This window comes from Halomonas sp. SL18_1, assembly GCF_055755715.1.
The window spans coordinates 2,142,455-2,167,199 of the sequence record NZ_JBVTRK010000001.1 but is presented as its reverse complement, the minus strand read 5'-3'; the positions used below and the strand labels follow the sequence as shown (position 1 = coordinate 2,167,199).

At 66.2% G+C, this 24,745-nt stretch carries 15 protein-coding genes and 9 pseudogenes; 2 read left to right on the top strand and 22 right to left on the bottom strand.

Annotated features, from left to right (window positions below):
• The first annotated feature begins 87 nt into the window (after positions 1–87).
• Positions 88–1,020 carry a YihY/virulence factor BrkB family protein gene (locus ACSJDS_RS11020; RefSeq protein WP_473033322.1) on the top strand — a complete coding sequence of 311 codons (933 nt, stop codon included), beginning with the start codon at positions 88–90 and terminating at the stop codon, positions 1,018–1,020.
• Positions 1,021–1,107: 87 nt separating this feature from the next.
• Here the strand turns inward: ACSJDS_RS11020 and ACSJDS_RS11015 are convergent, their stop codons facing one another.
• The 21 genes and pseudogenes from ACSJDS_RS11015 to ACSJDS_RS10915 all read right to left on the bottom strand — a co-directional run bounded on the left by ACSJDS_RS11015 (position 1,108) and on the right by ACSJDS_RS10915 (position 23,270).
• A complete protein-coding gene (locus ACSJDS_RS11015; RefSeq protein WP_473033320.1) occupies positions 1,108–1,716 on the bottom strand; it encodes a HupE/UreJ family protein in 609 nt (202 codons plus the stop codon).
• Positions 1,717–1,789: 73 nt separating this feature from the next.
• The gene (gene ureG / locus ACSJDS_RS11010; RefSeq protein ID WP_473033319.1) at positions 1,790–2,431 is read right to left on the bottom strand and encodes an urease accessory protein UreG; all 642 of its coding nucleotides are present in this window, start codon (positions 2,429–2,431) and stop codon (positions 1,790–1,792) included.
• Between the two features lie 248 nt (positions 2,432–2,679).
• Positions 2,680–3,387: an urease accessory protein UreF gene (locus tag ACSJDS_RS11005; RefSeq protein WP_473033318.1), complete on the bottom strand. Its 708-nt coding sequence runs from the start codon at positions 3,385–3,387 to the stop codon at positions 2,680–2,682.
• Positions 3,377–3,960, bottom strand: a pseudogene (gene ureE / locus ACSJDS_RS11000) (urease accessory protein UreE). The gene ACSJDS_RS11005 and the pseudogene ureE overlap by 11 nt, the downstream one beginning before the upstream one ends.
• Before the next feature lie 239 nt (positions 3,961–4,199).
• Positions 4,200–5,901, bottom strand: a pseudogene (gene ureC, locus ACSJDS_RS10995) (urease subunit alpha).
• Positions 5,898–6,217: pseudogene (locus ACSJDS_RS10990) on the bottom strand (urease subunit beta). Before ACSJDS_RS10990 ends, ureC begins: the two co-directional pseudogenes overlap by 4 nt.
• A 26-nt stretch (positions 6,218–6,243) precedes the next feature.
• Positions 6,244–6,546, bottom strand: coding sequence for an urease subunit gamma (locus tag ACSJDS_RS10985; RefSeq protein ID WP_473033317.1), 303 nt, complete (start codon positions 6,544–6,546; stop codon positions 6,244–6,246).
• 29 nt (positions 6,547–6,575) lie between these two features.
• Positions 6,576–7,469, bottom strand: coding sequence for an urease accessory protein UreD (locus ACSJDS_RS10980; RefSeq protein ID WP_473033316.1), 894 nt, complete (start codon positions 7,467–7,469; stop codon positions 6,576–6,578).
• A gap of 240 nt (positions 7,470–7,709) precedes the next feature.
• Positions 7,710–8,407 (bottom strand): annotated as a pseudogene (urtE, locus tag ACSJDS_RS10975) (urea ABC transporter ATP-binding subunit UrtE).
• A complete protein-coding gene (urtD, locus tag ACSJDS_RS10970) occupies positions 8,407–9,246 on the bottom strand; it encodes an urea ABC transporter ATP-binding protein UrtD (protein WP_473033315.1) in 840 nt (279 codons plus the stop codon). Before urtD ends, urtE begins: the two are co-directional and overlap by 1 nt.
• Positions 9,243–10,384: pseudogene (urtC, locus tag ACSJDS_RS10965) on the bottom strand (urea ABC transporter permease subunit UrtC). The gene urtD and the pseudogene urtC overlap by 4 nt, the downstream one beginning before the upstream one ends.
• Positions 10,385–10,388: 4 nt before the next feature.
• A complete protein-coding gene (gene urtB / locus ACSJDS_RS10960; RefSeq protein ID WP_473033313.1) occupies positions 10,389–11,984 on the bottom strand; it encodes an urea ABC transporter permease subunit UrtB in 1,596 nt (531 codons plus the stop codon).
• A gap of 91 nt (positions 11,985–12,075) precedes the next feature.
• Positions 12,076–13,367 (bottom strand): annotated as a pseudogene (urtA, locus tag ACSJDS_RS10955) (urea ABC transporter substrate-binding protein).
• Between the two features lie 422 nt (positions 13,368–13,789).
• Positions 13,790–15,285, bottom strand: a pseudogene (locus tag ACSJDS_RS10950) (tripartite tricarboxylate transporter permease).
• Positions 15,286–15,325: 40 nt separating this feature from the next.
• On the bottom strand, positions 15,326–15,808 hold the full coding sequence (locus tag ACSJDS_RS10945) for a tripartite tricarboxylate transporter TctB family protein (protein ID WP_473033312.1): 483 nt from the start codon (positions 15,806–15,808) through the stop codon (positions 15,326–15,328).
• A 125-nt stretch (positions 15,809–15,933) separates the two neighbouring features.
• Positions 15,934–16,934 (bottom strand): annotated as a pseudogene (locus tag ACSJDS_RS10940) (Bug family tripartite tricarboxylate transporter substrate binding protein).
• Between the two features lie 165 nt (positions 16,935–17,099).
• Positions 17,100–17,831, bottom strand: coding sequence for a response regulator (locus tag ACSJDS_RS10935; protein WP_473033311.1), 732 nt, complete (start codon positions 17,829–17,831; stop codon positions 17,100–17,102).
• Positions 17,828–19,552, bottom strand: a pseudogene (locus tag ACSJDS_RS10930) (ATP-binding protein). Before ACSJDS_RS10930 ends, ACSJDS_RS10935 begins: the two are co-directional and overlap by 4 nt.
• Positions 19,553–19,733: 181 nt before the next feature.
• Positions 19,734–21,194: a sodium-dependent transporter gene (locus tag ACSJDS_RS10925; RefSeq protein ID WP_473033310.1), complete on the bottom strand. Its 1,461-nt coding sequence runs from the start codon at positions 21,192–21,194 to the stop codon at positions 19,734–19,736.
• 158 nt (positions 21,195–21,352) lie between these two features.
• On the bottom strand, positions 21,353–22,462 hold the full coding sequence (gene hppD, locus ACSJDS_RS10920; RefSeq protein ID WP_473033309.1) for a 4-hydroxyphenylpyruvate dioxygenase: 1,110 nt from the start codon (positions 22,460–22,462) through the stop codon (positions 21,353–21,355).
• Between the two features lie 256 nt (positions 22,463–22,718).
• Positions 22,719–23,270: a LysE/ArgO family amino acid transporter gene (locus ACSJDS_RS10915; RefSeq protein ID WP_473033308.1), complete on the bottom strand. Its 552-nt coding sequence runs from the start codon at positions 23,268–23,270 to the stop codon at positions 22,719–22,721.
• Between the two features lie 142 nt (positions 23,271–23,412).
• Between ACSJDS_RS10915 and ACSJDS_RS10910 the strand changes: the two genes are divergently transcribed.
• Positions 23,413–24,306, top strand: a complete 894-nt coding sequence (locus tag ACSJDS_RS10910; protein WP_473033307.1) for a LysR family transcriptional regulator ArgP — start codon at positions 23,413–23,415, stop codon at positions 24,304–24,306.
• A gap of 47 nt (positions 24,307–24,353) precedes the next feature.
• Here ACSJDS_RS10910 and ACSJDS_RS10905 read toward each other — a convergent pair whose 3' ends face one another.
• A complete protein-coding gene (locus ACSJDS_RS10905) occupies positions 24,354–24,656 on the bottom strand; it encodes an MTH1187 family thiamine-binding protein (RefSeq protein ID WP_473033306.1) in 303 nt (100 codons plus the stop codon).
• Positions 24,657–24,745 lie beyond the last annotated feature (89 nt).

Genomic DNA, 24,745 nt, shown 5'->3' with positions numbered 1-24,745 from the left:
CAACCGGCAGGGCATCGCAGACATGGCAGTTGACGATCACCGCGGCCCCCTCGACTATGAAGGGGAATCGTCTCCTAAGGCTCGGTGATGACGCGATCCCGCCTACCCGCCACGCGCCATGCTCTCTTCACCCTGCTGCCGCGGGTGCTGCGTTTCCTGTGGCGGGTACTGGCCGCCTTTCTGCGCAATCGCGGCATCTTACTGGCGGGCGGCGTTGGCTATAACGTGCTGCTCTCCATCGTCCCGTTGTTTGCCCTGCTGACCGTACTGCTGACCCAGGTGGTCGACGAGCAGCTGCTCTTTGACGTGCTCGCGGTCCAGGTGGTGCACCTGGCGCCAGCCCATGCCGAGGTGCTGATGGAGGCGGTGCGCACCCTGCTCGACTCCCGCGACGTGATTGGCCTGTTCGGCATCCTGGTGCTGCTGCTCTTCAGCTCCTTCGTGTTTCGCATGCTCGAAGACGCCCTGGCGATCATCTTTCACGCCCCCGATACCCATCACGCCGGGCGCAGCGTCTGGGTCTCGGTGCTGCTTCCCTACGCCTTCATGCTGGTGCTGGGCACGGGGCTGCTGGCCCTGACCCTGCTGGCGACCCTAGCCGACGCCATCAACACCCTCTGGCTAGCGCTCTTCGACCAGACGATGCCGCTGGCCGGCCTCTCCGAGCCGGCCCTCAACCTGTTCAGCTTCATCGGGGTCTTCCTGCTGTTCAGCGCCATCTACAAGGTGCTGCCGGTCGTGCATATCGCCCTGCGGCGCGCCGTGGTGGGCGGTTTCGTGGCCGCCCTGCTGTGGGAAGGGGTGCGCCTGCTGCTGGTCTTCTACTTCGTGAACCTGTCGTTCGTGAACGTGGTGTATGGCTCGCTGGCCACCCTGATCGTGGTGCTATTGAGCCTGGAGGTAGGCGCCATCATCCTGCTGCTCGGCGCCCAGGTGATCGCCGAGCTGGAGCACAATGCGCGCCGCGGACTGCCCTGGTACGTGGACCCGCGCCGGGAAGCCGTCACCCACGTGGACTAGGTGGAGAGTCCCAAGGATCGTCAAGCGGGCCCGTTCGCGAAGCGCCCGGCCGAGGCCGGGCGCTCCGAGTGGAAACACCGGCCGGCATCAGCCCAGGGCGAAGAAGGCCCCGGCGGTGGCGATGGCGACCCCCAGGCCGCGCAGCAGGCGGCTCTGGCGCGCCATCAGCCAGCCGCCTCCCAGGCGCCCGGCGAGGGTGATGGCCAGGGTGGCCAGGGTGAAGCCGGCCAGGTAGGCGAGCTGGGAAGCGCCGTGGGGCATCTCGCTGCCGTGGGCGTGGCCGTGGAAGAGCATAAAGAGCACGATCACCCCGGCGCCGACGGCGGTGGGCACGCTGACCAGGGCGGCGATGAGCACGCCGGCCAGCAGCACGCTCATGGCGATACCGAACTCGATGCCGGGCAGCATCACCCCTCCCCAGGCGAGACCGGCGCCGAGCAGCATGCCGGCCGCGGCCAGCAGCGGGGCGCCCAGGCTCAGGGCGCGGGACTGGCGCAGGCTCCAGAGTCCCACGGCGAGCATCGCCAGCAGGTGGTCGAGCCCCAGCAGCGGGTGGGCGAGGCCGGCGGCGAAGCCGCCCTCATGGTGGTGATGGCCCGGGTGGGCCAGGGCCGTGCCGGCCAGCAGCAGGAGCGGGGCGGCGGCGAATGCGGCCAGCGTAGCGCGTTTGGTGAAAGCAGGTGAGAGTGAGGTCATGGCGGCGATCTCCTTGCCAGGGTGTCGGGTAGGTATCGAGTCGCTATCGGTTCGTTATGGGTGCTGATGGGCATCAGGCGGTAGCGCTGGCATCTGCCGCCGGCCGGCGCTCCGGCAGCATGCCGCGTTCGAGAATGAACTGGATGATGGTCTCGAGACCCACGCCGTCGTAGAGGTTGGTGAAGACGAAGGGGCGCTCGCCGCGCATCGTCTTCGAGTCGCGCTCCATCACCTCGAGCGACGCATGCACCTGCTCGGCGATATCGATCTTGTTGATGATCAAGAGGTCCGACTTGGTGATGCCGGGGCCGCCCTTGCGGGGGATCTTGTCGCCGGCGGAGACGTCGATCACGTAGAGGGTGAGGTCCGAGAGCTCGGGGCTGAAGGTGGCCGAGAGGTTGTCGCCGCCGGACTCCACCAGCACCAGCTCGAGGTTGGGGTGGCGCCCTTGGAGCTCGTCGATGGCGGCGAGGTTCATGGAGGCGTCCTCGCGAATGGCGGTGTGGGGGCAGCCGCCGGTCTCCACGCCGAGGATGCGATCCGCGCCGAGCGCCTCGTGGCGCAGCAGGAAGTCGGCGTCCTCCCGGGTGTAGATGTCGTTGGTGACCACGGCGATATCGTAGTGGTCGCGCAGCACCCGGCAGAGCTGCTTGAGCAGCGCCGTCTTGCCGGAGCCCACCGGGCCGCCGACGCCGATGCGTAAACAATGGGTCATCTTGTCTCTCCTTGGCCGCAGGGCGGCTCTGTCAGGTTTGCAATGCCAGGCCAGTCGCTGCCGAATCCACCTCGCGCGGCCGCTGGCGACTCGGCCGAGGCGACGCGGTCGATCTTCAGGGAAGAAGATCGAGGAAAGCCGGCACAGGGAAGTGCCGTCTTTCCGGCCGCGGGAGACCGGTCGAGACGCCAGGGTTTCGGACGCGTGGCGTGGTGAGCGCAGCGAGCTGGCCAGGGCAACGCCATTGGTCAACTCCGAAACAACCGCGAATACTGGGTCTCGTGCAGCGCACTGGCCAGCGCCAGACCGGGCAGCGCCGGGCCGAGTTCGTCATCGGGCAGCGCCAGGGCCTGGTCCACCGCAGCGACCAGCGCCGGGCGCAGCCGCTCGACGAGTCGCTGGGCGGCGGTGTGGCCGAGCGGCAGCGCCTTGCAGGCCACCGCCAGCTGGTTCTCCAGCCAGGCCCAGGCGAAGCCGAGCAGCGCCTGGCGCACTGGAATGCCGCGCACCCGTGCCGCCCAGGCAAACAGCGTCACATACCCCGCTCCTTCCGGGAGCTCTGGCTCTTCCGGCAGCAGCGCCATGCTACCCAGCAGCCGCTTGAGCGAGGCCCCGAGCCGCGCATCCTCGGCGGCGAGCTCCGCGGTCTCGCGGTTGGCGGCGAGCCAGGCGTCCCACTCGGCCATCGCCTCGCCGTCGCCTTCCGACCAGGCGGCGTGCAGGCGCGAAAGCGCCGGCAGCTCGCACCGCGTCAGGCCATCCTCGAGCACCCCTTCGAGCCAGTTGCCGAGGCTCGCCTCGTCGGTCACCCAGCCCAGCTCGAAGGCGCTCTCGAGCCCCTGGGAGAAGGCGAAGGCGCCGATGGGCAGCGCCGGACTGACCAGCTGCAGCAGGCCCAGCAACGCCAGGTCGTCGCCTGGCGCCCTCTCCACCGGGGCCTCCGGCTCAGTGGGCATGGGAGTGGCCATGTTCGTGCCCATGGTCGTGGTCATGCCCGTTTGACTGGCTGTGGGAATGGCCGTGTGACTGGCTGTGGGAATGGCCGTGCGAGTGGCTGTGAGAGTGACTGTGTGAATGGCCATGGCCGCCAAGCTGCTGATAGGCGCCGGGCTCCGGATCGAAGGGGGCCTGGTGGTGCTCGAGTGTCGCCCCCAGGAGCTCGGCCAGCTCCTCCAGCACATGGTCTGGTGGAAAGCGCACGTATCCCCCTTCTCGTCCTCGCCCAGCGCCAGCTGCACGTGGCGGTTGCCGAGGTGGTAGGCGAGCCGCGCCAGGGGCAGGCCGGGGGCGATGCGGGCGGTGACCACCGGCTCGTCGGCGGCGCGGATACGCACCAACTCGCCGCCCTCGGCGCGCAGCCCCTCACCGTCACGCAGCACCGGGCCGCGGTCGAGGAAGAGGCCGAGGTCGCGGCCGGCATCGCTTTCCGCCTTGAGGCGGCCGCGAATACGCAGCTCATAGGGCAGCGTCAGGGTATCGCTGGCCTGGTCCGCCGCGATGGGGCCCAGGCGTTCGGTCAGTTTCAGCATTGGCATCGTCTCTGGTGTCTATCGCGGCTGATCCGGTGGCAGGCCTGCGCGGGGGCGCTGTGAATACCTCCCTGTACGCTACCGATTCCCTGCTTCGCTCTCGCGTCCTGCTTCGCTCGCAGGTCCGGTGCTGGCCATCCATGGCCAGCCCGTTCGGAGCAATGCTCCTCACCCCTGGAATCGGCCCCCCGCTACGACCTGCCCCCGGCGCCGCTCGCCTTGGTGTCCAACGTTTGCACTCAGAACAGGTGGTAGCGCTGGGCCAGCGGCAGCTCGGTGGCCGGCTCGCAGGTCAAGAGCTCCCCATCGCAGCGCACCTCGTAGGTCTGGGGGTCGACGCTGAGCTCGGGGCAGGCGTCGTTGAGCTTCATATCCCCTTTCCTGACGCCGCGCACGTTCTTGCACGCTACCAGCCGGCTGGCGAGGCCCAGCCGCTCCTGGATCCCCGCATCCAGAGCCGCCTGGCTGACGAAGCTGATCCGGGTCTCGCTGGCCGCCCGCCCAGGGCGCCGAACATCGGCCGGTAGTGGACCGGCTGGGGCGTGGGGATCGAGGCGTTGGGGTCGCCCATGGGGGCCATGGCGATCATGCCCCCCTTGAGGATCAGCGCCGGCTTGACGCCGAAGAAGGCCGGGCTCCAGAGCACCAGGTCGGCGAGCTTGCCCACCTCGATGGAGCCCACCTCGTGGCCGATGCCGTGGGTGATGGCCGGGTTGATGGTGTACTTGGCGATGTAGCGCCGGGCGCGGAAGTTGTCGGCGCCGAGCGCCTGGTCCTCTGGCAACAGGCCCCGCTGCACCTTCATCTTGTGGGCGGTCTGCCAGGTGCGGCAGACCACCTCCCCCACCCGACCCATGGCCTGTGAGTCCGAGGCGATCATGGAGATCACCCCCAGATCCTGGAGGATGTCCTCGGCGGCGATGGTCTCGCGGCGGATGCGCGAATCGGCGAAGGCCACATCCTCGGGGATGTTGGGGTCCAGGTGATGGCACACCATCAGCATGTCGAGATGCTCGTCGATGGTGTTGACCGTGTAGGGCCGGGTCGGGTTGGTGGAGGACGGCAGCACATAGGGCTTGGCACAGGCGGTGAGGATGTCCGGCGCGTGGCCGCCCCGGCCCCCTCGGTGTGGTAGGTGTGAATGCCGCGCTCCTTGAACGCCGCCAGGGTGTCCTCCACGAAGCCCGACTCGTTCAGGGTGTCGGTGTGGATGGCGATCTGGACGTCGTACCGCTCGGCCACCGAGAGACAATTGTCGATGGAGGCCGGGGTGGTGCCCCAGTCCTCGTGGAGCTTGAGGCCCATGGCGCCGGCCTCGATCTGCGTAGCCAGCGCCTCGGGCAGGCTGGCGTTGCCCTTGCCCAGCAGGCCGATATTCATGGGCAGTTCATCCACCGCCTGGAGCATGCGGCCGATATGCCACTCGCCCGGGGTGCAGGTGGTGGCCTTGGAGCCGGTGGCGGGCCCGGTGCCGCCGCCCAGCATGGTGGTGATGCCGCTGGCCAGCGCCTCCTCCACCTGCTGGGGGCAGATGAAGTGGATATGGGCGTCGATGCCGCCGGCGGTGAGGATCATGCCTTCGCCGGCGATGACTTCGGTGCCGGGGCCGATGACGATCTCCACGCCTGGCTGGGTATCGGGGTTGCCGGCCTTGCCGATGGCAGCGATGCGCCCGGCCTGGATCCCGACGTCGGCCTTGACGATGCCCCACCAGTCGAGGATCAGGGCGTTGGTGATCACGCTGTCCATCACCGTGGCATCGGCGCGCTGGCTCTGGCCCATGCCGTCGCGGATCACCTTGCCGCCGCCGAACTTCACCTCCTCGCCGTAGTGGGTGGCGTCTCGCTCCACCTCGATCCACAGCTCGGTGTCGCCCAGGCGCACCCTGTCGCCCACCGTGGGGCCGTGCATATCGGCATAGGCCTGTCTCGAGATCTTCATGACTTGCCTCCTTCCAGCGCACCCATCACCTTGCCGCGGAAGCCGTAGATCTCCCGCTCCCCGCAAAGGGGATCAGGACCACCTCGCGGGTCTGGCCCGGCTCGAAGCGGATCGCCGTGCCGGCGGCCACGTCGAGGCGATGGCCGCGGGACTTGTCGCGGTCGAAGACCAGCGCCGGGTTGGTCTCGGCGAAATGGTAGTGGGAGCCGACCTGGATCGGCCGGTCGCCGGTATTGGCCACCTCGACGGTGATCCGTTCGCGCCCTTCACACAGCGCGATCTCACCGTCCTGCAACTGATACTCACCGGGAATCATGGCGTTGCTCCCTCCTGCAGCCAGTTTTAGACAATCGGACTATGAACGGTGACCAGCTTGGTGCCGTCCGGGAAGGTGGCCTCCACCTGCACCTCGTCGACCATCTCGGCCACCCCCTCCATGACGTCGTCGCGGCCGAGGATCTCGCGACCGTAGCTCATCAGCTCGGCCACGCTGCGCCCGTCCCGGGCGCCCTCCATGATCTCGAAGCTGATCAGCGCCACCGCCTCGGGGTAGTTGAGCTTCAGACCGCGTGCGCGGCGTCGCTCGGCCAGCTGAGCCGCCAGAAAGAGCATCAGTTTGTCCTTGTCGCGGGGGGTCAGTTCCATGGCGTCCTCTCGTCGGTGAAGGTGGGGAATCAGGTCAGCCAGATCCGCGGGATCTGGGCCTCGAGGCCCAGCAGCCGCGGGCGCAGCACCCGCCAGGCGGCCTCGCAGAGCGACCAGGCCTCCCGGCGCTCATCGCCCAGGTAGCGCAGCAGCAGCACGCCGTGGCGCACTGTCACCGCCCAGCGGGGCGAAACAGGAAGCGAGTCGCGCAGCGCCTCGATGGCCTCGGGTGCGTCATCGAGGCCCACCGCCCAGAGGGTCGCCTGGACGCTGGCGCCCCCCTGGCCCCAGCGCCCCGTGAAGCGCGGGTGGGCCGGGTCCAGCGGCTGGCGCTCCAGCCATAGGGGCCTGCCGTCGCGGGTGAGGCGAAAGCGCTGTTCGATGCGCCCCGAACGATAGGGCAGCGCGCTTGCCGGCCGCCCCAGAGCCAGCACCTCCCAGCCCAGGCAGCGGGCGCTGCCGGCCAGTTCGAGGGTGGAGGCCTGCTCGCCCCGGGAGCCGTCGAAGGCGAGGGTCTCCTGGGGCAGCCACTCCAGGGTGCCGCCGTCGGCGACCGCGAGGTGGGTGGCCTGGCGCCAGGCCACCCCGTGGCTGTCGGCGCGGTAGAGCTTGTTGGCCGCCGGCGTAGTGAGCAGCGCCTGGGCGCCCGCCTCGACCCGCGCCGAGATGGTCAGGGCGTCGCCGCTGACCAGCCCCCCCGGCGGATGGAGCAGGTAAAGGTGACAGGGGCCCGAACGCCCCTCCGGGTAGAAGGGGCGCTGGACCCGCAGCGGCCCCCGGTGGCGCGCCCTCGCCAACCTCGTGACTCCATGGCGCTCCTCGAAGCCAAGCTCGAGAGAAGCGTGCCAGCGACGCCCGTCATCGAAGCGATGGCCGGAGTCCGTCAACGGGCTGGCATCCGGGGCTGTCTCAATCGCGGTCATGGGCGGCTCGTGCTTCAGGGTATCTATCCAAGAAGAGCAAGGGACGTACCAGAACGGGCGATGAAATTTTTTCCTATTGATATTCAGCAACTTGAATTAACACCCAGCTGCACTGCGTCGCTCCGACGCCCCGCCACGGTGCACAGTCAGGGCTCCCCACGCACCCCATAAGTGCACCGGGGCGTGCAGACTGCCCATATAGGTGCACGCACCCTGCCGCCGCAGAGGGGGCAGCATGGCCTAGACCGTCAGATGCTCCCTGATCAGGGCATCCGAGAGCTCGGAGATCTCGCCTTTCGCCACCGGCCGTCCCCGGTCCATGATCACGAAGCGATCGGCATAGCGGCGAGCGAAGGGCAGCTTCTGCTCCACCAGCAGCACGGTGAGGCCGTCCTCGGCGATCAGCCGACGGATTACCTCACCGATCTGGGTGACGATATTGGGCTGAATGCCCTCTCCCGGCTCGTCGAGGATCAGCAGGCGCGGCTCGATCACCAGCGCCCGTCCGATGGCCAGCTGCTGCTGCTGCCCCCGGAAAGATCGCCGCCACGGCGGTGCTTCATCTCCTGAAGCACCGGGAAGAGCTCATAGATGCGCGCCGGAATCGTCCTGCGGCCGTCGCCCCGGGCGGCGAGCCCCGTGCGCAGATTCTCCTCCACGGTAAGCAGCGGGAAGATCTGTCGCCCCTGAGGCACATAGCCGATGCCCAGCCGCGAGCGCGCCTCCACGCGCCGCTTGGTCAGCTCCACGTCGTCGGCGTAACGGATGCTGCCAGAGGCCACCCTCACCTCGCCCATGATCGCCTTCATCAGGGTGGTCTTGCCCACCCCGTTGCGGCCCATCACGCAGGTGCACTCCCCCGCCGGCACCTCGAGATCGAGATCCCAGAGGGTGTGGCTCTCGCCGTAGTACTGGTTGAGCTTTTCGATACTCAGCATCACGCCACCTCCTCGTCGGCCTCGGCCCCCAGATAGACCTCGATCACCCTCGGGTCGCTGGCCACCTGGTCCATGGTGCCTTCGGCCAGCACGCCCCCCTGGTGGAGCACCGTCACCTGGCGGGCGATGGAGCGCACAAAGCCCATATCGTGCTCGACGACAACGACGGACTGCTTGCCGGCGAGGCCTGTCAGCAGCTCCGCGGTCCGCTCCATCTCCTGTTCTGTCATACCGGCCACCGGCTCATCTACCAGCAACAGCCTGGGACGCTGCATCAGCAGCATGCCGATCTCCAGCCACTGCTTTTGGCCGTGGGAGAGGATCCCCGCCGACCGGCTTCGCAGCGCGGTGAGGCCAGTGGTCACGAGCACCTCATCGATACGATCACGTATTTCGCCGCTCATACCGGCAGTCAGGGTGGGCAGGATGCGCTTGTCGGCGGCCATGGCCAGCTCCAGGTTCTCGAACACGCTGAGCGCCTCGAACACCGTGGGCTTCTGGAACTTGCGGCCGATGCCCAGACTGGCAATCTCCGGCTCATTCAGGGTCAGCAGGTTGTGGCGGCTGCCGAACCACACCTGGCCCCGGTCGGGCCGGGTCTTGCCGGTGATGATATCCATCATGGTGGTCTTACCGGCCCCATTGGGGCCGATGATGCAGCGCAGCTCGCCGTCGTCGACGGTGAGGTTGAGGTTGTCGATGGCCTTGAAGCCATCGAAGCTGACCGTCACATCTTCCAAGTAGAGGATGGGGCCATGGCGCACGTCCACCGGTGAGGCCGCCGGCACCAGGAAATCGAACACCCGGTCCCGATCGGCAAACGACTTGATCAGGCTCATGCCGATACCTCCCTGCCAGTGGTGGATTCCACGCCGTCATCCTCACGGCGCCGGCGATAGTGGAGCAGACCGGCGATGCCCCGAGGCAGGAAGACCGTGACCAGCACGAACATCCCCCCAAGGCGAACAGCCAGGCGTCGGGCATCACCCCGGTGAAGACCGTCTTGGCGTAGTTGACCAGGATGGCGCCGATCACCGCCCCGTAGAGGGTCGCCCGGCCTCCCAGGGCCACCCAGAGCACGATCTCGATGGAGAAGATCGGCGAGAACTCACTGGGATTGATGATGCCTACCTGGGGCACGTAGAGGGCGCCGGCCACCCCCGCCAGCATCGCTGACACCACGAAGACGAACAGCTGGAATCGCTCCACCCGATAGCCGAGGAAGCGGGTGCGCGCCTCGGCATCACGGGTCGCCACGCAGACCCGGCCCAGTTTGCTGCCGACGATGGCCCGGCACAGCACATAGCCCAGCGCCAATGCCACCCCGGTAGCGATAAACAACCCCAGCCGAGTGGCATCGCTTCTCAGATTGAAACCAAGAATATCGCGAAAGTCGGTCAGGCCATTGTTGCCGCCAAACCCCATCTCGTTACGGAAGAAGGCCAGCATCAGGGCAAAGGTCAGCGCCTGGGTGATGATCGACAGATAGACGCCGGTAACCCGTGAGCGAAACGCCAGGAAGCCGAACACCAGCGCCAGCAGGCCGGGTGCCAGGAGTACCATGAGAAAGGCGAACCAGGCCATATCGAAGCCGGTCCAGTACCAGGGCAGCGCGTCCCAGTTGAGGAACACCATGAAATCCGGCAGCTCCGGATGTCCGTAGACACCGCGGTCGCCGATCTGGCGCATCAGGTACATGCCCATGGCGTAGCCGCCGAGGGCGAAAAACGCGCCATGGCCGAGGCTCAGGATGCCCAGATAGCCCCACACCAGGTCCACTGCCACCGCCAGCAGGGCATAGCTCAGGTACTTGCCGAAGAGATTGACGGTATAGGCGTTGACATGGAGCGGATGGCCCTGAGGCACGGCCAGATGTAACACCGTTACCAGGGTCATGGCCGCCAGCAGCACGCCGAGGAACAGCTGCGTCGAGCGCTCGCCGAAGGGGCGCGTCAGCCAGAAGTGTGTGGAATGCATCAGTTCAGCCCTCCGCCGCCCGGCCCTTCTGCGGAAAGAGTCCGCGGGGGCGCTTCTGTATGAACAGGATGATGAAGACGAGCACGATGATCTTGGCCAGCACGGCGCCCGCCCAGGGCTCCAGCACTTGGTTGATGACACCCAGCGAGAGACCGGCCACCAAGGTGCCCCAGAGATTGCCGACGCCGCCAAACACCACCACCATGAAGGAGTCGATGATGTAGTTCTGACCCAGGTTGGGGCCCACGTTGGTGAGCTGCGACAGCGCCACCCCGGCCAGCCCCGCCACGCCGGAGCCCAGGGCGAAGGTAAGGATATCGACCCGGGTCGCACGGATGCCCATGGAGCGGGCCATGGCACGGTTCTGGGTCACGGCACGCACCTCGAGACCCAGGCGGGTACGGCGCATGATAAGCATCAGGGCGGCGAACACCACCAGGGTAAAGCCCAGCACAACCATGCGATTCAGGGTCAGCGACAGCGCATCGTTGACCACCAGAGAGCCGCTCATCCACTCTGGGGTGATCACGGTGCGGTTCTGCGGAGAGATTACCGTACGTACCAGCTGTTGCAGGATCAGGCTGACGCCGAAGGTGGCCAGCAGGGTCTCCAAGGGGCGCCCCTTGAGGAATTGGATCACGCCGCGTTCGATGGCGATGCCGGCCAGCGCCGCGACCATGAACCCCGCGGGTATCGACAGGATGAGCGCCAGCCCCGGCTGGCCGGGCAGCAGCTGCTGCATCATCCAGGTGGTGTAGGCCCCGAGCATGATCAGCTCGCCGTGGGCCATGTTGATCACCCCCATCACCCCGAAGGTGATGGCCAGGCCAATGGCCGCCAGCACCAGCACCGAGCCTAGCGATAGCCCGAAGTAGAGGGTCTCGGCGGCGCGATTGACCTTGAGCATCTGCTCGATGCCGTTCAGGGCGTTGCGGGCGGCGTCGGCCAGCACCGGGTCGTCGCCTGCCGTCGCCCGGCTGAGGGCGACCCGGACCCGGGAGTGCAGACTGCCCTCCAGGTCGGCCACAGCATCCACCTCGCCCTGCTCCAGGCGGTAGATGGCGAGCGCCTGGGTCAGGCGGCGGCGCACCCGGGCATCCTCCTCGTCCTCGATCAGCTCGGCCAGAGGACCGGCCAGCTCGGCGTCCACTTCACCCAGCAGCCGCTCGGCAGAGGCACGCCGCAGCGTCAAGTCAGCCGAGTAGAGGTCCACCACGGCGATGGCGCTGCGCAGCTGGTTGCGCAGGGCGTTGTTGATGCCGATGCGATCCAGCTCGCGGCGCGACATCTCGCCCAGCGGCTCGCCGGTGAAGGCGTCTGCGACCGGCCATTCGCGGCCGCGATTGTCCAGCACCACCACGAAGCGGCCGTCATCGGTACGCTGCAGGCGACCGTCGAGCAGGGCCTGGAGCCAGTCCCGGGCGCGCTCGTCCTCGCTTGCGACGATGGCCTCGATGGCCTCGCCCTTGGCGGAGAAGCTGTCGACGTCCAGCGCGTCGAGCAGCTCGATGGCCGCCGAGTCGTCGGCCGAGGGCTGAGCCTGGGCGCCAAGCGGCACGGCCAGAAGCACCAGCAGCCAGAATAAAAGGAGACGCCTCATGGGTTCATCCTTTGCATTAGGAAGTCACGAAGTGGGTAAAGCGGGCGTGCGCCCCGGCGCCTTGCGCTTGATGCGACGCCGGGAGCGGGGGTTACTCGGCGAGGGCGGCTTCGGCCTCCTCGGCGGCGGTGCTGCCGCCGCAGCGCCCGGTGGCGACATTGAAGTTGCCGCAGCGCATCGGGGCGCGCCAGTCGGCAATCAGGTCACGCGAGCCCGGCAGGTAGTCGGACCAGGCGTCGCCGGCCACGGTGGAGGGCGTTTGCCACACCACGTCGAACTGGCCGTTGTCCTGGATTTCACCGATCAGCACCGGCTTGGTGATGTGGTGGTTGGGCATCATCGCTGCATAGCCGCCGGTGAGGTTGGGTACCGTCACGCCGATAATGGCGTCCTTGATAGCGTCCACATCGGTGGTGCCGGCCTTGCGCACTGCTTCGGCCCACATGTTGAAGCCAATGTAGTGGGCCTCCATCGGGTCGTTGGTGACCGTCTCTTCGTCGCCGGTCCAGTCGATCCAGGCGTCGATGAAGTCGTAGTTGACGTCAGTATCGACGCTCATGAAGTAGTTCCAGGCAGCCAGGTGACCGACCAGCGGGGCGGTGTCGATACCCGTGAGCTCCTGCTCGCCCACCGAGAAGGCGACCACCGGGATATCGGCGGCATCAACGCCCTGGTTGGCCAGCTCGCTATAGAAGGGTACGTTGGCATCGCCGTTGATGGTGGAGACCACCGCGGTCTTCTTCCCTTCGCTGCCAAAGCGGCGGATGTCCGAGACGATGTTCTGCCAGTCGGAGTGCCCGAAGGGGGTGTAGTTGACCATGATGTCCTCGTCGGCCACCCCGAACTCATCCTTGAGATAGGCCTCGAGGATGCGGTTGGTGGTACGCGGGAACACATAGTCGGTGCCCGCCAGCACCCAACGCTCGACACCCACCTGGTCATGCAGATAGTTGACTGCGGGAATCGACTGCTGGTTGGGCGCCGCGCCGGTGTAGAAGACGTTCTCGGAGGATTCCTCCCCTCATACTGCACCGGATAGAAGAGCAGGCCGTTAAGCTCCTCGAACACCGGCAACACCGCCTTCCGCGACACCGATGTCCAGTTGCCGAAGACCACGTCGACGTCGTGCTGGGCGAGGAGCTCGCGGGCTCGCTCGGCGAACAGCGGCCAGTTGGAGGCCGGATCGACCACCACCGCCTCGAGCGGACGCCCCAGCAGACCGCCTTGCTCGTTCTGCTGTGCGATCAGCATCTCGACGGTGTCCTTGAGCACCGTCTCGCTGATCGCCATCGTGCCCGAGAGCGAGTGCAGAATGCCCACCTTGATGGGGTCATCATCGGCGAGGGCCTGGCCGCTGGCGCCCAGCAGGGACGTGGTGAGCAGCGCCGTGGCGAGGGGGCGCAGCCGCAGGGTCTTGGATCGGGATGCGTTCACATGAATCTCCTTGCGTCTTCTTGTGGGAAGGACTCATTGGCTTGGCATGGCACCGCGCCAAGGTCAGGGTGCGAGTGTCAGCCATCAGCTTTTGCAAGAGGCAAGCCATCCCGGCCGCATCCCGGTTTACCTACTTATTTTCATACACTTAGAAAACCTCACCGGCGACCACCCGGGGCCACCGCACCGCCAGCGTGCAGGGTTCCCGACCACCCGCGTGCACTCTGCAACAGCCTGCACTGCCATCTCGCACCACCAGGGTGCAGGCTGGCGCATCGGGCAAGAGCGGTGGAGCCCAAACGACGGCGGGGATGCCGATCTCTCGGCATCCCCGCTGTCATCGGGTATCGTCCAGGGCCTACTCGCCTCCCCTACCCGCTTCTGGCGCGCAGCTTGCTCAGCAACGGCTTGACCAGCGGGAGGATCAGCGACAGGGCCGCAATGATCAGCAGCCACATGGAGATCGGCTTGTCGATGAACACCATCCAGTCGCCGCCGGAGATCTGCAGGGCCCGGCGCATGGACTCCTCCATGATCGCCCCCAGGATCAGCGCCAGGATCAGCGGCGCCGCCGGGAAGCCGAACAGCCGCATCCCCAGGCCCAGCAGGCCGAAGCCCAGCAGATAGACCAGGTCGATGACGCTGAACCCCATGCCATAGACGCCGACCATGCAGAAGATCAGGATCAGCGACAGCAGAAGGGGCCGCGGCATCTCCAGAATCTTGGCGATGTAGGGAATCAGCGGCAGGTTGAGCACCAGCAGCATGATATTGCCGATGTACATGCTGGCAATCACACCCCAGAACACGTCGGGACGATCGGCCAGCATCGCCGGACCGGGGGTGATCCCCATCACCAGCAGCGCCCCCAGCAGCACCGCCGTGGTACCGGAACCGGGCACGCCCAGCGTCAGCAACGGCACGAAGGAGCCGGTACAGGCGGCGTTGTTGGCCGCTTCGGTGCCGCCACGCCCTTGATATTGCCCTTACCGAAGCTGTCACCGTCCTTGGCGATGCGTTTCTCCATGCTGTAGCCGAGAAAGGAGCCGATAGTGGCGCCGGCACCGGGCAACACGCCGGTAAAGAAGCCCAGCACCGAGCTGCGGCCAATGGGGCCGGCGATGTCTCCCGCCTCCTGGCGCGACAGCTTGAGTGAGCCAATGGCGTTACGCGGTGGCTCCTTGCTGCCACCGCGCAGCAGGATGTAGAAGACCTCGGCCAGGGCGAAGATCCCCAGCGCTACCACCAGGAAGTCGATGCCGTCGAGCAGGTGGGTGGTGCCGAAGGCGAAGCGCACGGTGCCGGTCTGCAGGTCGATGCCGATGATCGAGATCATCACCCCCACCACGGCGGCGATCAGGCCCTTGACCAGCGACTTGTCGGAAAGCGACACCACCGCGGTCAGGCCCAGCACCATCAGGGCGAAGTATTCGGTGGGACCGAAGGCCACGGCAACGCGGGAGAGCAGCGGCGCCACCAGCATCAGAAAGACGATGGAGATGGTGCCACCGATGAAGGAGGCATAGGCGGCGATGGCCAGGGCCTTGCCGGCCATGCCCTGCTTGGCCATGGGGTAGCCGTCGAAGGAGGTGGCCACCGTACCGGCCACCCCGGGGGCGTTGAGCAGGATCGAGGAGCTGGAGCCGCCGAAGATGGCGCCATAGTAGACGCCGGCCATCAGGATCAGCCCCGATGAGGGCTCCATGGCGAAGGTCACCGGAATCATCAGTGCCAGGGCGCTGATCGGTCCCAGGCCCGGCAACATGCCGATGATGGTGCCGGCGAAGACGCCGCCGAAGACATAGGCGATATTCATGGGCTCCAGCGCGATGCCGAAGCCATACATCAGATTGTTGAACGCTTCCATGAGCAGATTCTCTCTCGCTGGCCGATCCGGCCTGGGGCCATCAGATCGGCAGGATGCCCGTGGGCAGGTAGACGTCCATGATGCGTGTCATGGTCAGATCGAGGGCGAGCACCACGCCAAGCGAGGTCGCCAGATTCACGCCATGTCGCCGATAGCCGTAATACCAGGCAAGCCCGAAGGCGAGCACGCTCGAAGCCACCACGAAGCCAACCGGGACCATCAGCAGGGCGTAGGCGATGATCGCCAGCGATGTGATCACCACCCGCGACCAGGGTCGCAGCAACAGAGGCTGTGCCATGGCCTGCGGATCGGGCTGGTCGGGAATGTCCTGGGCCTGGGGCGTTTCCAGGAACAGCAGTCCCGCCAGCAGCAACAGCGTGAACCCCAGCACCTTGGGAAAGAGATCGGAATCGATAGGCCGCGGCAGCGGAAACGTCGGGATCTGGAAGGCCACCACCAGATACCCGATCGCGAACAGCGCGATGATCAGCGCCAGGCACTGATTGACGTTGAGTCGTTTCATGTCAGTCCACCCCGAGCCGACGACAGGGCAGCGCCCTGCGGCTCAAGTGTCTTGGTCAGGAAGGGCACGAGCCCCGGGCCAGGCCGGGACTCACGCGGATCATGCGGGCAGCGCTCGCACTGGCCTTACTGGCCGATCAGGCCAAGCTCGGTCAGCACCTCGCTGAACTGGGCCTGCTGCTCGTCCAGAAAGAGGCCGAATGCCTCGCTGTCCTGATAGGCATCCAGCCAGCCCAGCTGGTCGCGCGCCTGCTGCCAGCCGTCGGTCTCAAGCATCTCGGCAAACAGCGCCTCGTAGTAGGCGACAGCCTCGGCGGGCATGTCAGGCGCCCCCATGACGCCGCGCCAGATGTCGAAGGTGTAGTCGATGCCCTGCTCCTGATAGGTAGGAATATCGGCCAGCACACCGCCCAGCCGCTCGGGCGAAGAAACGCCCAGAGCGCGCAGCTCGCTGCCCTCGCCGAGCTGGCCGGAGGCCTCACCAGCGCCGGTGATCACCGCCTCGACGTGGCCGCCCATCAGGTTGGTCATGGCCTCGCCGCCGCCCGAGAAGGGAATGTAGTTGACCCCGGCGGCATCGAGGCCGGCGGCCGAGGCCAGGCCGGCGATGGAGATATGGTCCATGGAGCCCGGCGCGCTGCCGCCGCCGATGCTCAACTGCGGATTGGCCTCGACGGCGGCGAACAGCGCGTTGAGATCCGCATACTCGGCGTCATCGCGCACCAGCACGATGGAGTAGTCGGTGATCAGCCGTGCCACCGGGGTGAAATCGTTGTGGTCAAAGCGCGAGGCGCCGGCCAGCGGCACCAGGATCATCGGCGGACTGGTGGCGAAGAGCTTGTGCGGGTTGCCGCTGTCGCGAGCGATCTGCGCCCAGGCCACGGCACCGCCGCCGCCGGGCACGTTGATGGCGGCAAAGTTCTGGTCGGCCAGGCCCTCCTCCTGAATGACCCGCGAGGTGGTGCGCACTAGGGTGTCCCAGCCGCCGCCGGGATTGGCGGGGGCAATGAACTCGATGGAGCGGCTCGGGTCCAGTCCTCGGCCTGAGCGACCGAGCTCATCCCCACCGCAGCGGTCAACGGCAGGGCAATGGCGGTCAATCTCACGAGGGAATACTTGGCAGTCATGGCGTTCTCCGGGATTCGGTCTGTTATTGTGTGATCGCACTGAGGCGTACCACCCGAACGTTAGGAGAGTGCCCTACCCTGCAACAAGCTTCTGAACATAAAGGATAAAAAGAGCGTTATGGGCATTTTGCGCATTGTGTCCACGACCGCGACCCAGCGACGCGCTCAGCCCTCCTCGCACCATGGTGCCGGGTCCCCAACGAGGCGGTAGCGGCGCTCGGGCCGTCCCACGTCACCGTAGCCCAGCTCGGCGGCCACCACCTGCACCGAAACGAGAAACTCCAGGTAGCGCCGGGCCGTGGAGCGGCTGGCCCCCATGGCTCGCGCGACCTCCATGGCCGCCAACGGCTCCTCGGCGTGCTTCAGGGCATCGATCACCGAGCGCAGCGTCAACCGGTCGATGCCTTTGGGCAGCTGTCGGGCCCCGCTCCCCGAGGCGCCATCGGGCCGCAGCCGGGCCAGGGCGCGGTCGAGCTCCTCCTGACTCATCTCCTCCCGAGCCGACAGGGCAGCGCGCTCGCGGCGAAAGCGCGCCAGCATCTCGGTCATGCGCGCCTCCTCGGTGGGCTTGATCAGGTAGTCGAAGACCCCGCCGCGCAGCGCCTCCTGGATGGTGTCCACCTCCCGCGCTGCGGTGATCATGACGATATCCAGTCGACCGTGCTCGCGGCGCAGCTCCCACAGCAGCTCCAGCCCCTGAACATCGGGAATGTAAGCATCCAGCAGGACCAGCTGGATCTGCGGTGCGGCCTGCTGGAGTATCTCCCTGGCCTCGGCGGCACTCTTCGCGACCCCCACCACGCAGAAGCCAGGGGTGCGCTCGATGAAGGCGCGGTGAATGTCGGCAATGCGAAAATCGTCTTCGATGATCAGGATGCCGTAGTCAAGCTCGCTCATCTGCGCCCCTTGTCATGCATTTCCGGTGATCCGCGGCCCGACGCAGCGCCACGACACAGAGACTTGTCCAGCACCACCGTAAAGGCCGCCCCGCCGAGCTCGCTCTCCTCCAGGGTGATCGCTCCGCCGTGCTGGTGGCAGAGCCGGGACACCAGCGCCAGGCCGATGCCGCGATGCTTGCCCGGCTTGGTGGAATAGCCCTCCTGGAAGATCACCGCGGCCCGCTCAGGCGGCACACCGGGGCCGTTGTCCTCCACCTCGATGAGCAGCTGCTCGCCAAGGTCGGTGAAGAACAGTCTCACCCGCGGCGACGCCTGCCCCGAAGGCCGCCCCTGGGCGGCGGCATAGCAGGCATTGTCCAGCAGGTTGCCGATGACGGTCATCAGCACCTCCTGGCCCTGCTCGGTCAGGAGGCTCCCGAGCGAACTCTGGGCATCGATCTCCAGGCTCACGCCCAGCTCCCGCGCCCGGGTCAGCTTGCCGAGCAGGGTACCGCTGAGTACCGGGTCGGCCACATGCTCGCGCAGGAAGGTCATCTGCGCCTGAGCGCGCTCGCTCTCCTGGTGGATCAGGGCCAGGGCGTCATCGATCCGCTCGAGCTGCAGCAGCCCGGAGATGGTGTAGAGCTTGTTGGAGAACTCATGGGCCTGGGCACGCAGCATGTCGACATCGCGGCTGGCCTGGGTCAGCGCCTGGGAGAGCTCGACGATCTCACGCCGGCTTCGGAAGGTGGCCACCGCCCCCTCTATCTCGCCGACATGGCGAACCGGCACTCGATTGACCACCACCGGATGGTCCCCCAACCACATCTGCTGGTCGAACTGCTCCTCCCCCGCTCCAGCACCTCCAGCAGTCGCGAATTGGGCACCACCTCCTGGATCGGCCGCCCCAGCACCTCGCGCGCCAGCGGCAGGCCCAGAAAACGACGCGCTTGCTGGTTGACCAGGGTGATCTGCCCATCCCGGTTGACCGCCAGGATTCCCTCGTGAATCGACTGCAGAATCGCTTCCTTCTCCATGGCCAGGCGCGCGATCTCATGGGGCTCGAGCCCCAGGATGACCTTCTTGAGATGGCGCGATAGCCCGAAGGCCCCGGCGAACCCCAGCACGATCATCAGGGCCACCAGCCACCAGCCGAGGCTGGTATGCTCGCCCACGTCCATGGCCACCCGGTCGAGCATGAAGCCCACCGACACGATGCCGATGATGTTGCCGTCGGCGTCTAAGACCGGGGTCTTGCCGCGTACCGCTTCGCCCAGCGAGCCCTCGGCCTCGGAGACGTCAGGACTCCCCGTCGATCAGCGCCCGGTCGTTGTCGCCTCCCACCATGGGCAGGCCGAGGCGTTCCGGCAGCGGATGGGAGTAGCGCAGGCTCTCGGTGTTGCCCACCACCACGTAGCGGGCGCCGGTCTCGCGACGGATCCGCTCGGCGATGGGTTGGATGGTGGCGCTGGGGTCGGGGTCGTCGAAGGCGGCAACCAGCTCCGGGATACTGGCGACGCTGAGCGCCACCGCCAGGGCGCGCTGGCCCATCTGGTCGCCGATGATCTCGGCCTTGCGATGATTGAGATAGGCCCCCTGAGCCAGCAGCATGCCGGCCAGCAGCGCCCCCACCAGCAGCATGACCTGCAGGCGAAAGCTGCGCGTCAGCCAGCTGCGCCGGGCGCGGGTCCGGCGCCAACGCTGCAGGTCGGCTATGGATTCGATGCGACGGGATGACATGGCGTTGCTCGTACTGGTATTACGCACATTGTCGCATGCCAGACGCCCAGGGGCATCTGGCGATACCGCAGCACCGTGCCCCTCAGGCCAGCAAACGGACAGCCAAACGGCCGCAGGGTACCGAACGCTCGACCCCGCAGCCGTCAGAGTCGGGATGGCCGCGCTGACGACAGGCCGCGAATCAGCCCGCCAAGGCGCGCCGCAAACGCGGGCTGGCCATCTCTCCAATCAGGGTCACCGCCACCAGCAGCGCCACCAGCCAGGGCCAGTGGACGCCGAACTCGACCCGCGCGATGCCCAGGGCATCGACGAAGATCACCAGGATGCCCAGCGGACTGACATAGCGCACCATGAACAGCCACAGCGCATGGCCACGCGCCGACAGGCCCAGCTCGTCGCGGAAGATGTCGCTCTTGAGCACGAAGCCGGCCAGCAGCACCATGCCCAGGCCACCCAGCGGCATCATCCAGCGCGAGGTCAGGTAATCGAGCCAGTCGAAGAAGTGGCGTCCGGCGAGCGTCCAGTCGGCACCCAGATTGAACGACAGCATGGCCAGCGTGCTCACCAGCCACAGCACGATACCGGTACCCCAGGCGGCGGTGCGTCGACTGATGCCCTTGTTGTCGGTCAACCAAGAAATCGTGGCCTCGACCATGGAGATCGACGAGGTCAACGCCGCCATGGAGAGCATCACGAAGAACAGGATGCCAAACAGCGTGCCCAGCGGCATCGACTGAAAGGCCAACGGCAGGCTCATGAAGATCAGCCCCGGCCCCTCCCCCGGATTCATGCCATTGGCAAAGATGATCGGGAAGATTGCCAGCCCCGCCATCAACGCCACCAGGGTGTCCGCCACGGCCACGCTGAAGGTGGTGCGTACGATGGAGGTGCGGGCCGGGAGATAGCTGCCATAGGTGAGAATGGCCCCAGAGGCCAGCGACAAGGTAAAGAAGGCGTGACCCAGGGCGGCGAGCATGCCATCGCTGGTCAGGCTGCCGGCATCGAAGGCGAACAAAAAGCGCCATGCCTCGCCGAAGCCTCCCGAAAAGGCGCCATAGCCGATCAGGATCAGCAGCATCACGACCATGCCCGGCATCATCCAGCTGACGCTTCTCTCGATACCGGCCTGGACGCCCTTGCCGACGATCAGCATGGTCGCCACCACCACCAGCGTGCTCCAGAAGCCCAGGTTCAGGGGGTTTTCGTTGTTGGCAACGAAGATTCCCACCATGTCATCGGCCCCCGCCCCTGCGAAGACGCCGGTGAGCATCTTCCACAGGTAGGCGAATGACCAGCCTGCCACTACCGCATAGAACGAGAGGATCATGAAGCCGGCCAGCATGGCTAGCCAGCCCAGCAGCGACCAGGCCGAGGAACGGCCGGACTCGGTCACGACTCGGCGCACCGCATCGATGGGGCTGCCGCGTCCTCGCCGCCCAAAGGCGATCTCGGTCATCATCACCGGCACGCCGACCGCCAGGATGCAGGCCAGATAGACCAGCACGAAGGCACCGCCGCCGTGTTCACCGGTGATATAGGGAAACTTCCAGATATTGCCCAGACCGACGGCGGAACCCGTCGCGGCCAGAACGAAGCCCCAGCGACCCAGCCACTGGGCGCGGGGTTGTTGCGTATCACTCATCTTGTCACCAGGGGTCGTTGTTATACGCCAACGCAGCAATATGCACGGCCATGAGCCGGAATTGCAACGTCATCTTTTGTCATTATGGAAGTACAAGAGATATATGACTGGCTAGAAAAAGCTCCCGACCTGGAAAAGGGCGGGAGCCATGCCGGCACTCAGTCGTCCTTGAGCACGCCGCGGCGGATCTGATCTTCCTCGATGGATTCGAACAGCGCCTTGAAGTTGCCCTCGCCGAAGCCGTCGTTGCCTTTGCGTTGGATGATCTCGAAGAAGATCGGCCCGATCACCGTCTCGGTGAATATCTGCAGCAGCACCCCCTCGTCGGGACCGCCGTCGATCAGCAGGCTCAGCTCGCGCAGATCCTCGACGTTTTCCTCATGGTTGGGCACCCGGGCATCGACCTTCTCGTAGTAGGTATCCGGCGTGGTGAGGAAGGTCACGCCGTTGGCGCGCAGCGCCCGCACGGTGGCGTAGATGTCGTCGGTGGCCATGGCCAGGTGCTGGATGCCCTCGCCGTTGTACTCGCGCAGGAACTCGGCGATCTGGGAGCTATCGTCGGCGGACTCGTTGATGGGGATGTGCATCTTGCCGCAGGGAGCGGTCATCGCCCGGGAGAGAAGGCCGGTTTTCTTGCCCTTGATGTCGAAGTAGCGGTTCTCGCGGAAATTGGCGATGTCGGTATAGAAATCGGCCCAGACATCCATCTGGCCGCGGTCGACGTTGTGGGTCAGGTGGTCGAGGACCTGGAGGCCCACGCTATTGTCATTGGGCGAACGGCCGGGAATCGCCTCGAAGTCGATGTCGTAGATGGTGCGCCCCTGGCTGTCGACCTGATTGTCGACGAAGTAGAGCAGCGAGCCGCCGATGCCGCGCACGGCCGGGATACCCACCTCGCCGGGACCGACCGGATTGTCGACGGGCTCAGCGCCTTGGGCCAGGGCGTACTCGAAGGCCTGCCTGGCGTCCGCGACCTTCCACGCCATGGCGCAGGCGCTGGGACCATGCACCTTGGCGAACTCGGCAGCGTGGCTGTCGGGCTCGGCATTGAGCACGAAGTTGACGCCCTCCTGCTGGAACAGGAACACCTGCTTGGAGCGGTGCTTGCGGGTTTCGGTGAAGCCCATGCGGTTGAATAGCGCCCGCAGCGCCTCGATGCCCGAGGCGTCAGGCGCGCTGTACTCGACGAACTCGAAGCCATCGGTACCGATGGGATTGGACGTGGAGATGGGCTCGACGGAGTGAGCGGTCTGGGCGTGTGCGTTCATGAAACCTCCAGGGGATGGTCGGGCTGTTGTTGTGTAGTACTGCAATGGCACCGACACGATGCCAATTCGTGCTTCCAGATTAGTGCCCGCGCCGCACCGTCGAAACGCCCTGACCTCCTGCTCGCCGGACGCTAACTGCCTCCTTGCCCGCCCCTCTTGTCAGGAAAAATTTACACCGCTGCGAAGCCCATTCGCTCATGCCTTAATGTGTTTCATTTTCCTGACACACCGTAAAGATATTGTTACGACTAGGGCATCATGGCCCCACTCGCCAGCCGCCATGCCACCCAGGCCAGAATGATTCCGATGACCAGATCGATGGCGACCCACACCCGAGGATTCGCCAGCCGCGGCGCCAGCCAGCCAGCTGCCCCCGCCAACCCAAAGAACCAGCCGAACGAGGCCATGGCGGCCCCAGAAAGAATCCCGAGGGACTCGGCTGCACCGCCCCAATGGCGCCAAGCAGCACCACGGTTTCCAGATAAACCTGGGGGTTGAGCAGCGTCACCGCCAGCGTTGCCGCCAGCGCCGCCCGCCACGATGACATACCGCCCTTTCCAGCAGTGAGCGCCTGGCCCGCCAGCACACGCCGAAACGCCAGCCACGCCTGCCACCCCAGAAAGGCGGCCCCGGCCCAACGTGCTACCTCCATAAGCGCTTCCTGCTGGGCAATGAGCACCCCCAGTCCCAACACTCCGATGCCTACCAGCAGCCAATCGCACAGGGCGCAAACACCGGCAACCAGCCAGGCATGCTGGCGGCGCAGGCTCTGCTGCAGCACGAAGGCATTCTGTGCGCCAATGGCCACGATCAATCCAGCGCAAATCAGTATTCCATTGAGCCATGACGACCACATGATCCGTTCCTCCTGGCAAGTCGATGGCGCCAAGGCTAAGTTGGCGATATAAATTAGTGAAATGAATATAGGCACTAGGAGATTAGAAAAATCGATGCTCGACTATAAACTGCTCGAGGCACTGGTCGCCGTGATCGATCAAGCCGGTTTTGAACGCGGGGCACGGCATCTGGGCCTAACGCAGTCGGCAGTGTCGCAGCGCATCAAGCTGCTCGAGGCACGCCTAGGGCAGCCAGTACTGGTGCGTAGCCCACGCCTCGCCCCAACTGCTTTGGGTCGCAGGCTACTCAACCATGCCCAGCAGGTGCAGCTGCTGGAGAGCGACCTGCTCGGCGAGGTGCCGGCACTCGGTAGTGGTGAACAACGCCTGCGCCTAGCGATCAACGCTGACAGCCTGGCCACCTGGTGGCCGGAGGCCATCGGCCGCTTCTGCGAGCAACACGAGGCGTTGTTCGAGCTGGTGGTGGAGGATCAGGAGGTGGCCCTCAAGCGCATGCGTGACGGCGACGTGGCGGGCTGTATCTGCGACTCCCCCACGCCGGTTCAAGGCGCGCGCAGCCATGCACTGGGCAGCATGCGCTACCTGGCACTGGCCAGTCCCGCTTTTGTGGCCCGCTACTTTGCCGAGGGCGTGACCCCAGAAGCGCTGCGCCGAGCACCAGCCATCGTGTTCGGCCCCGACGACCGCCTGCAGCATCGCTACCTGGCCATGCACGGGGTGGAGCCGCCCTTCCCCACCATCTTTGCCCCTCCTCGGAAGGCTTCGTTGGCCTGGCACTGGCCGGACTCGGCTACGGTATGGTGCCCGAGCGCCAGGCTAAGCGAGAATTGGCCGAGGGACGTCTGGAGGCGATTGATGCCAGACCGCACCTGGCCGATGGCCGCCTGGTCAACCTCTCGCCAGGCTACGCGATCGACGTACCGCTATACTGGCACCACTGGCGCCAGGGCGGCAGAATCCTCGACGCTCTCACCCAGCACCTGCTAAGTCTCGGCGACGCCTGGCTGATGCCACTGCCCGAAGAGAGCCAGGGCTCAGCTTGATAGCTTGTGCTCCACGCTGGCGACCTTGTCGCCCATGGTCTGGTCGCGGTCGGTGCGGGTGCCGAGCTTGAGGGTGGTAGTGATCCGCGGTGCGCCCATCTCGTGCACCACTTCGTGACAGCGCTTGACCACCGCCATCACCTCATCCCAGGGGCCTTCGATATTGGTCCCGTAGGCGTGCATCTGGTGCTCGAGCCCAGAGTCCTGGATAACACGCTGGCAGGCCGCCACCTGGGCGGAGACCGACACCCCCACACCCAGGGGTACGACGCACAGATCGATGATGACGTACATGAAACACCTCCTTCACTCAGGCCGAGCAGGGCCCGGCCGCTGATCCTCGCCGAGCTAAGAGCCTGTCGGACTTAACGCTGACCTGCTAC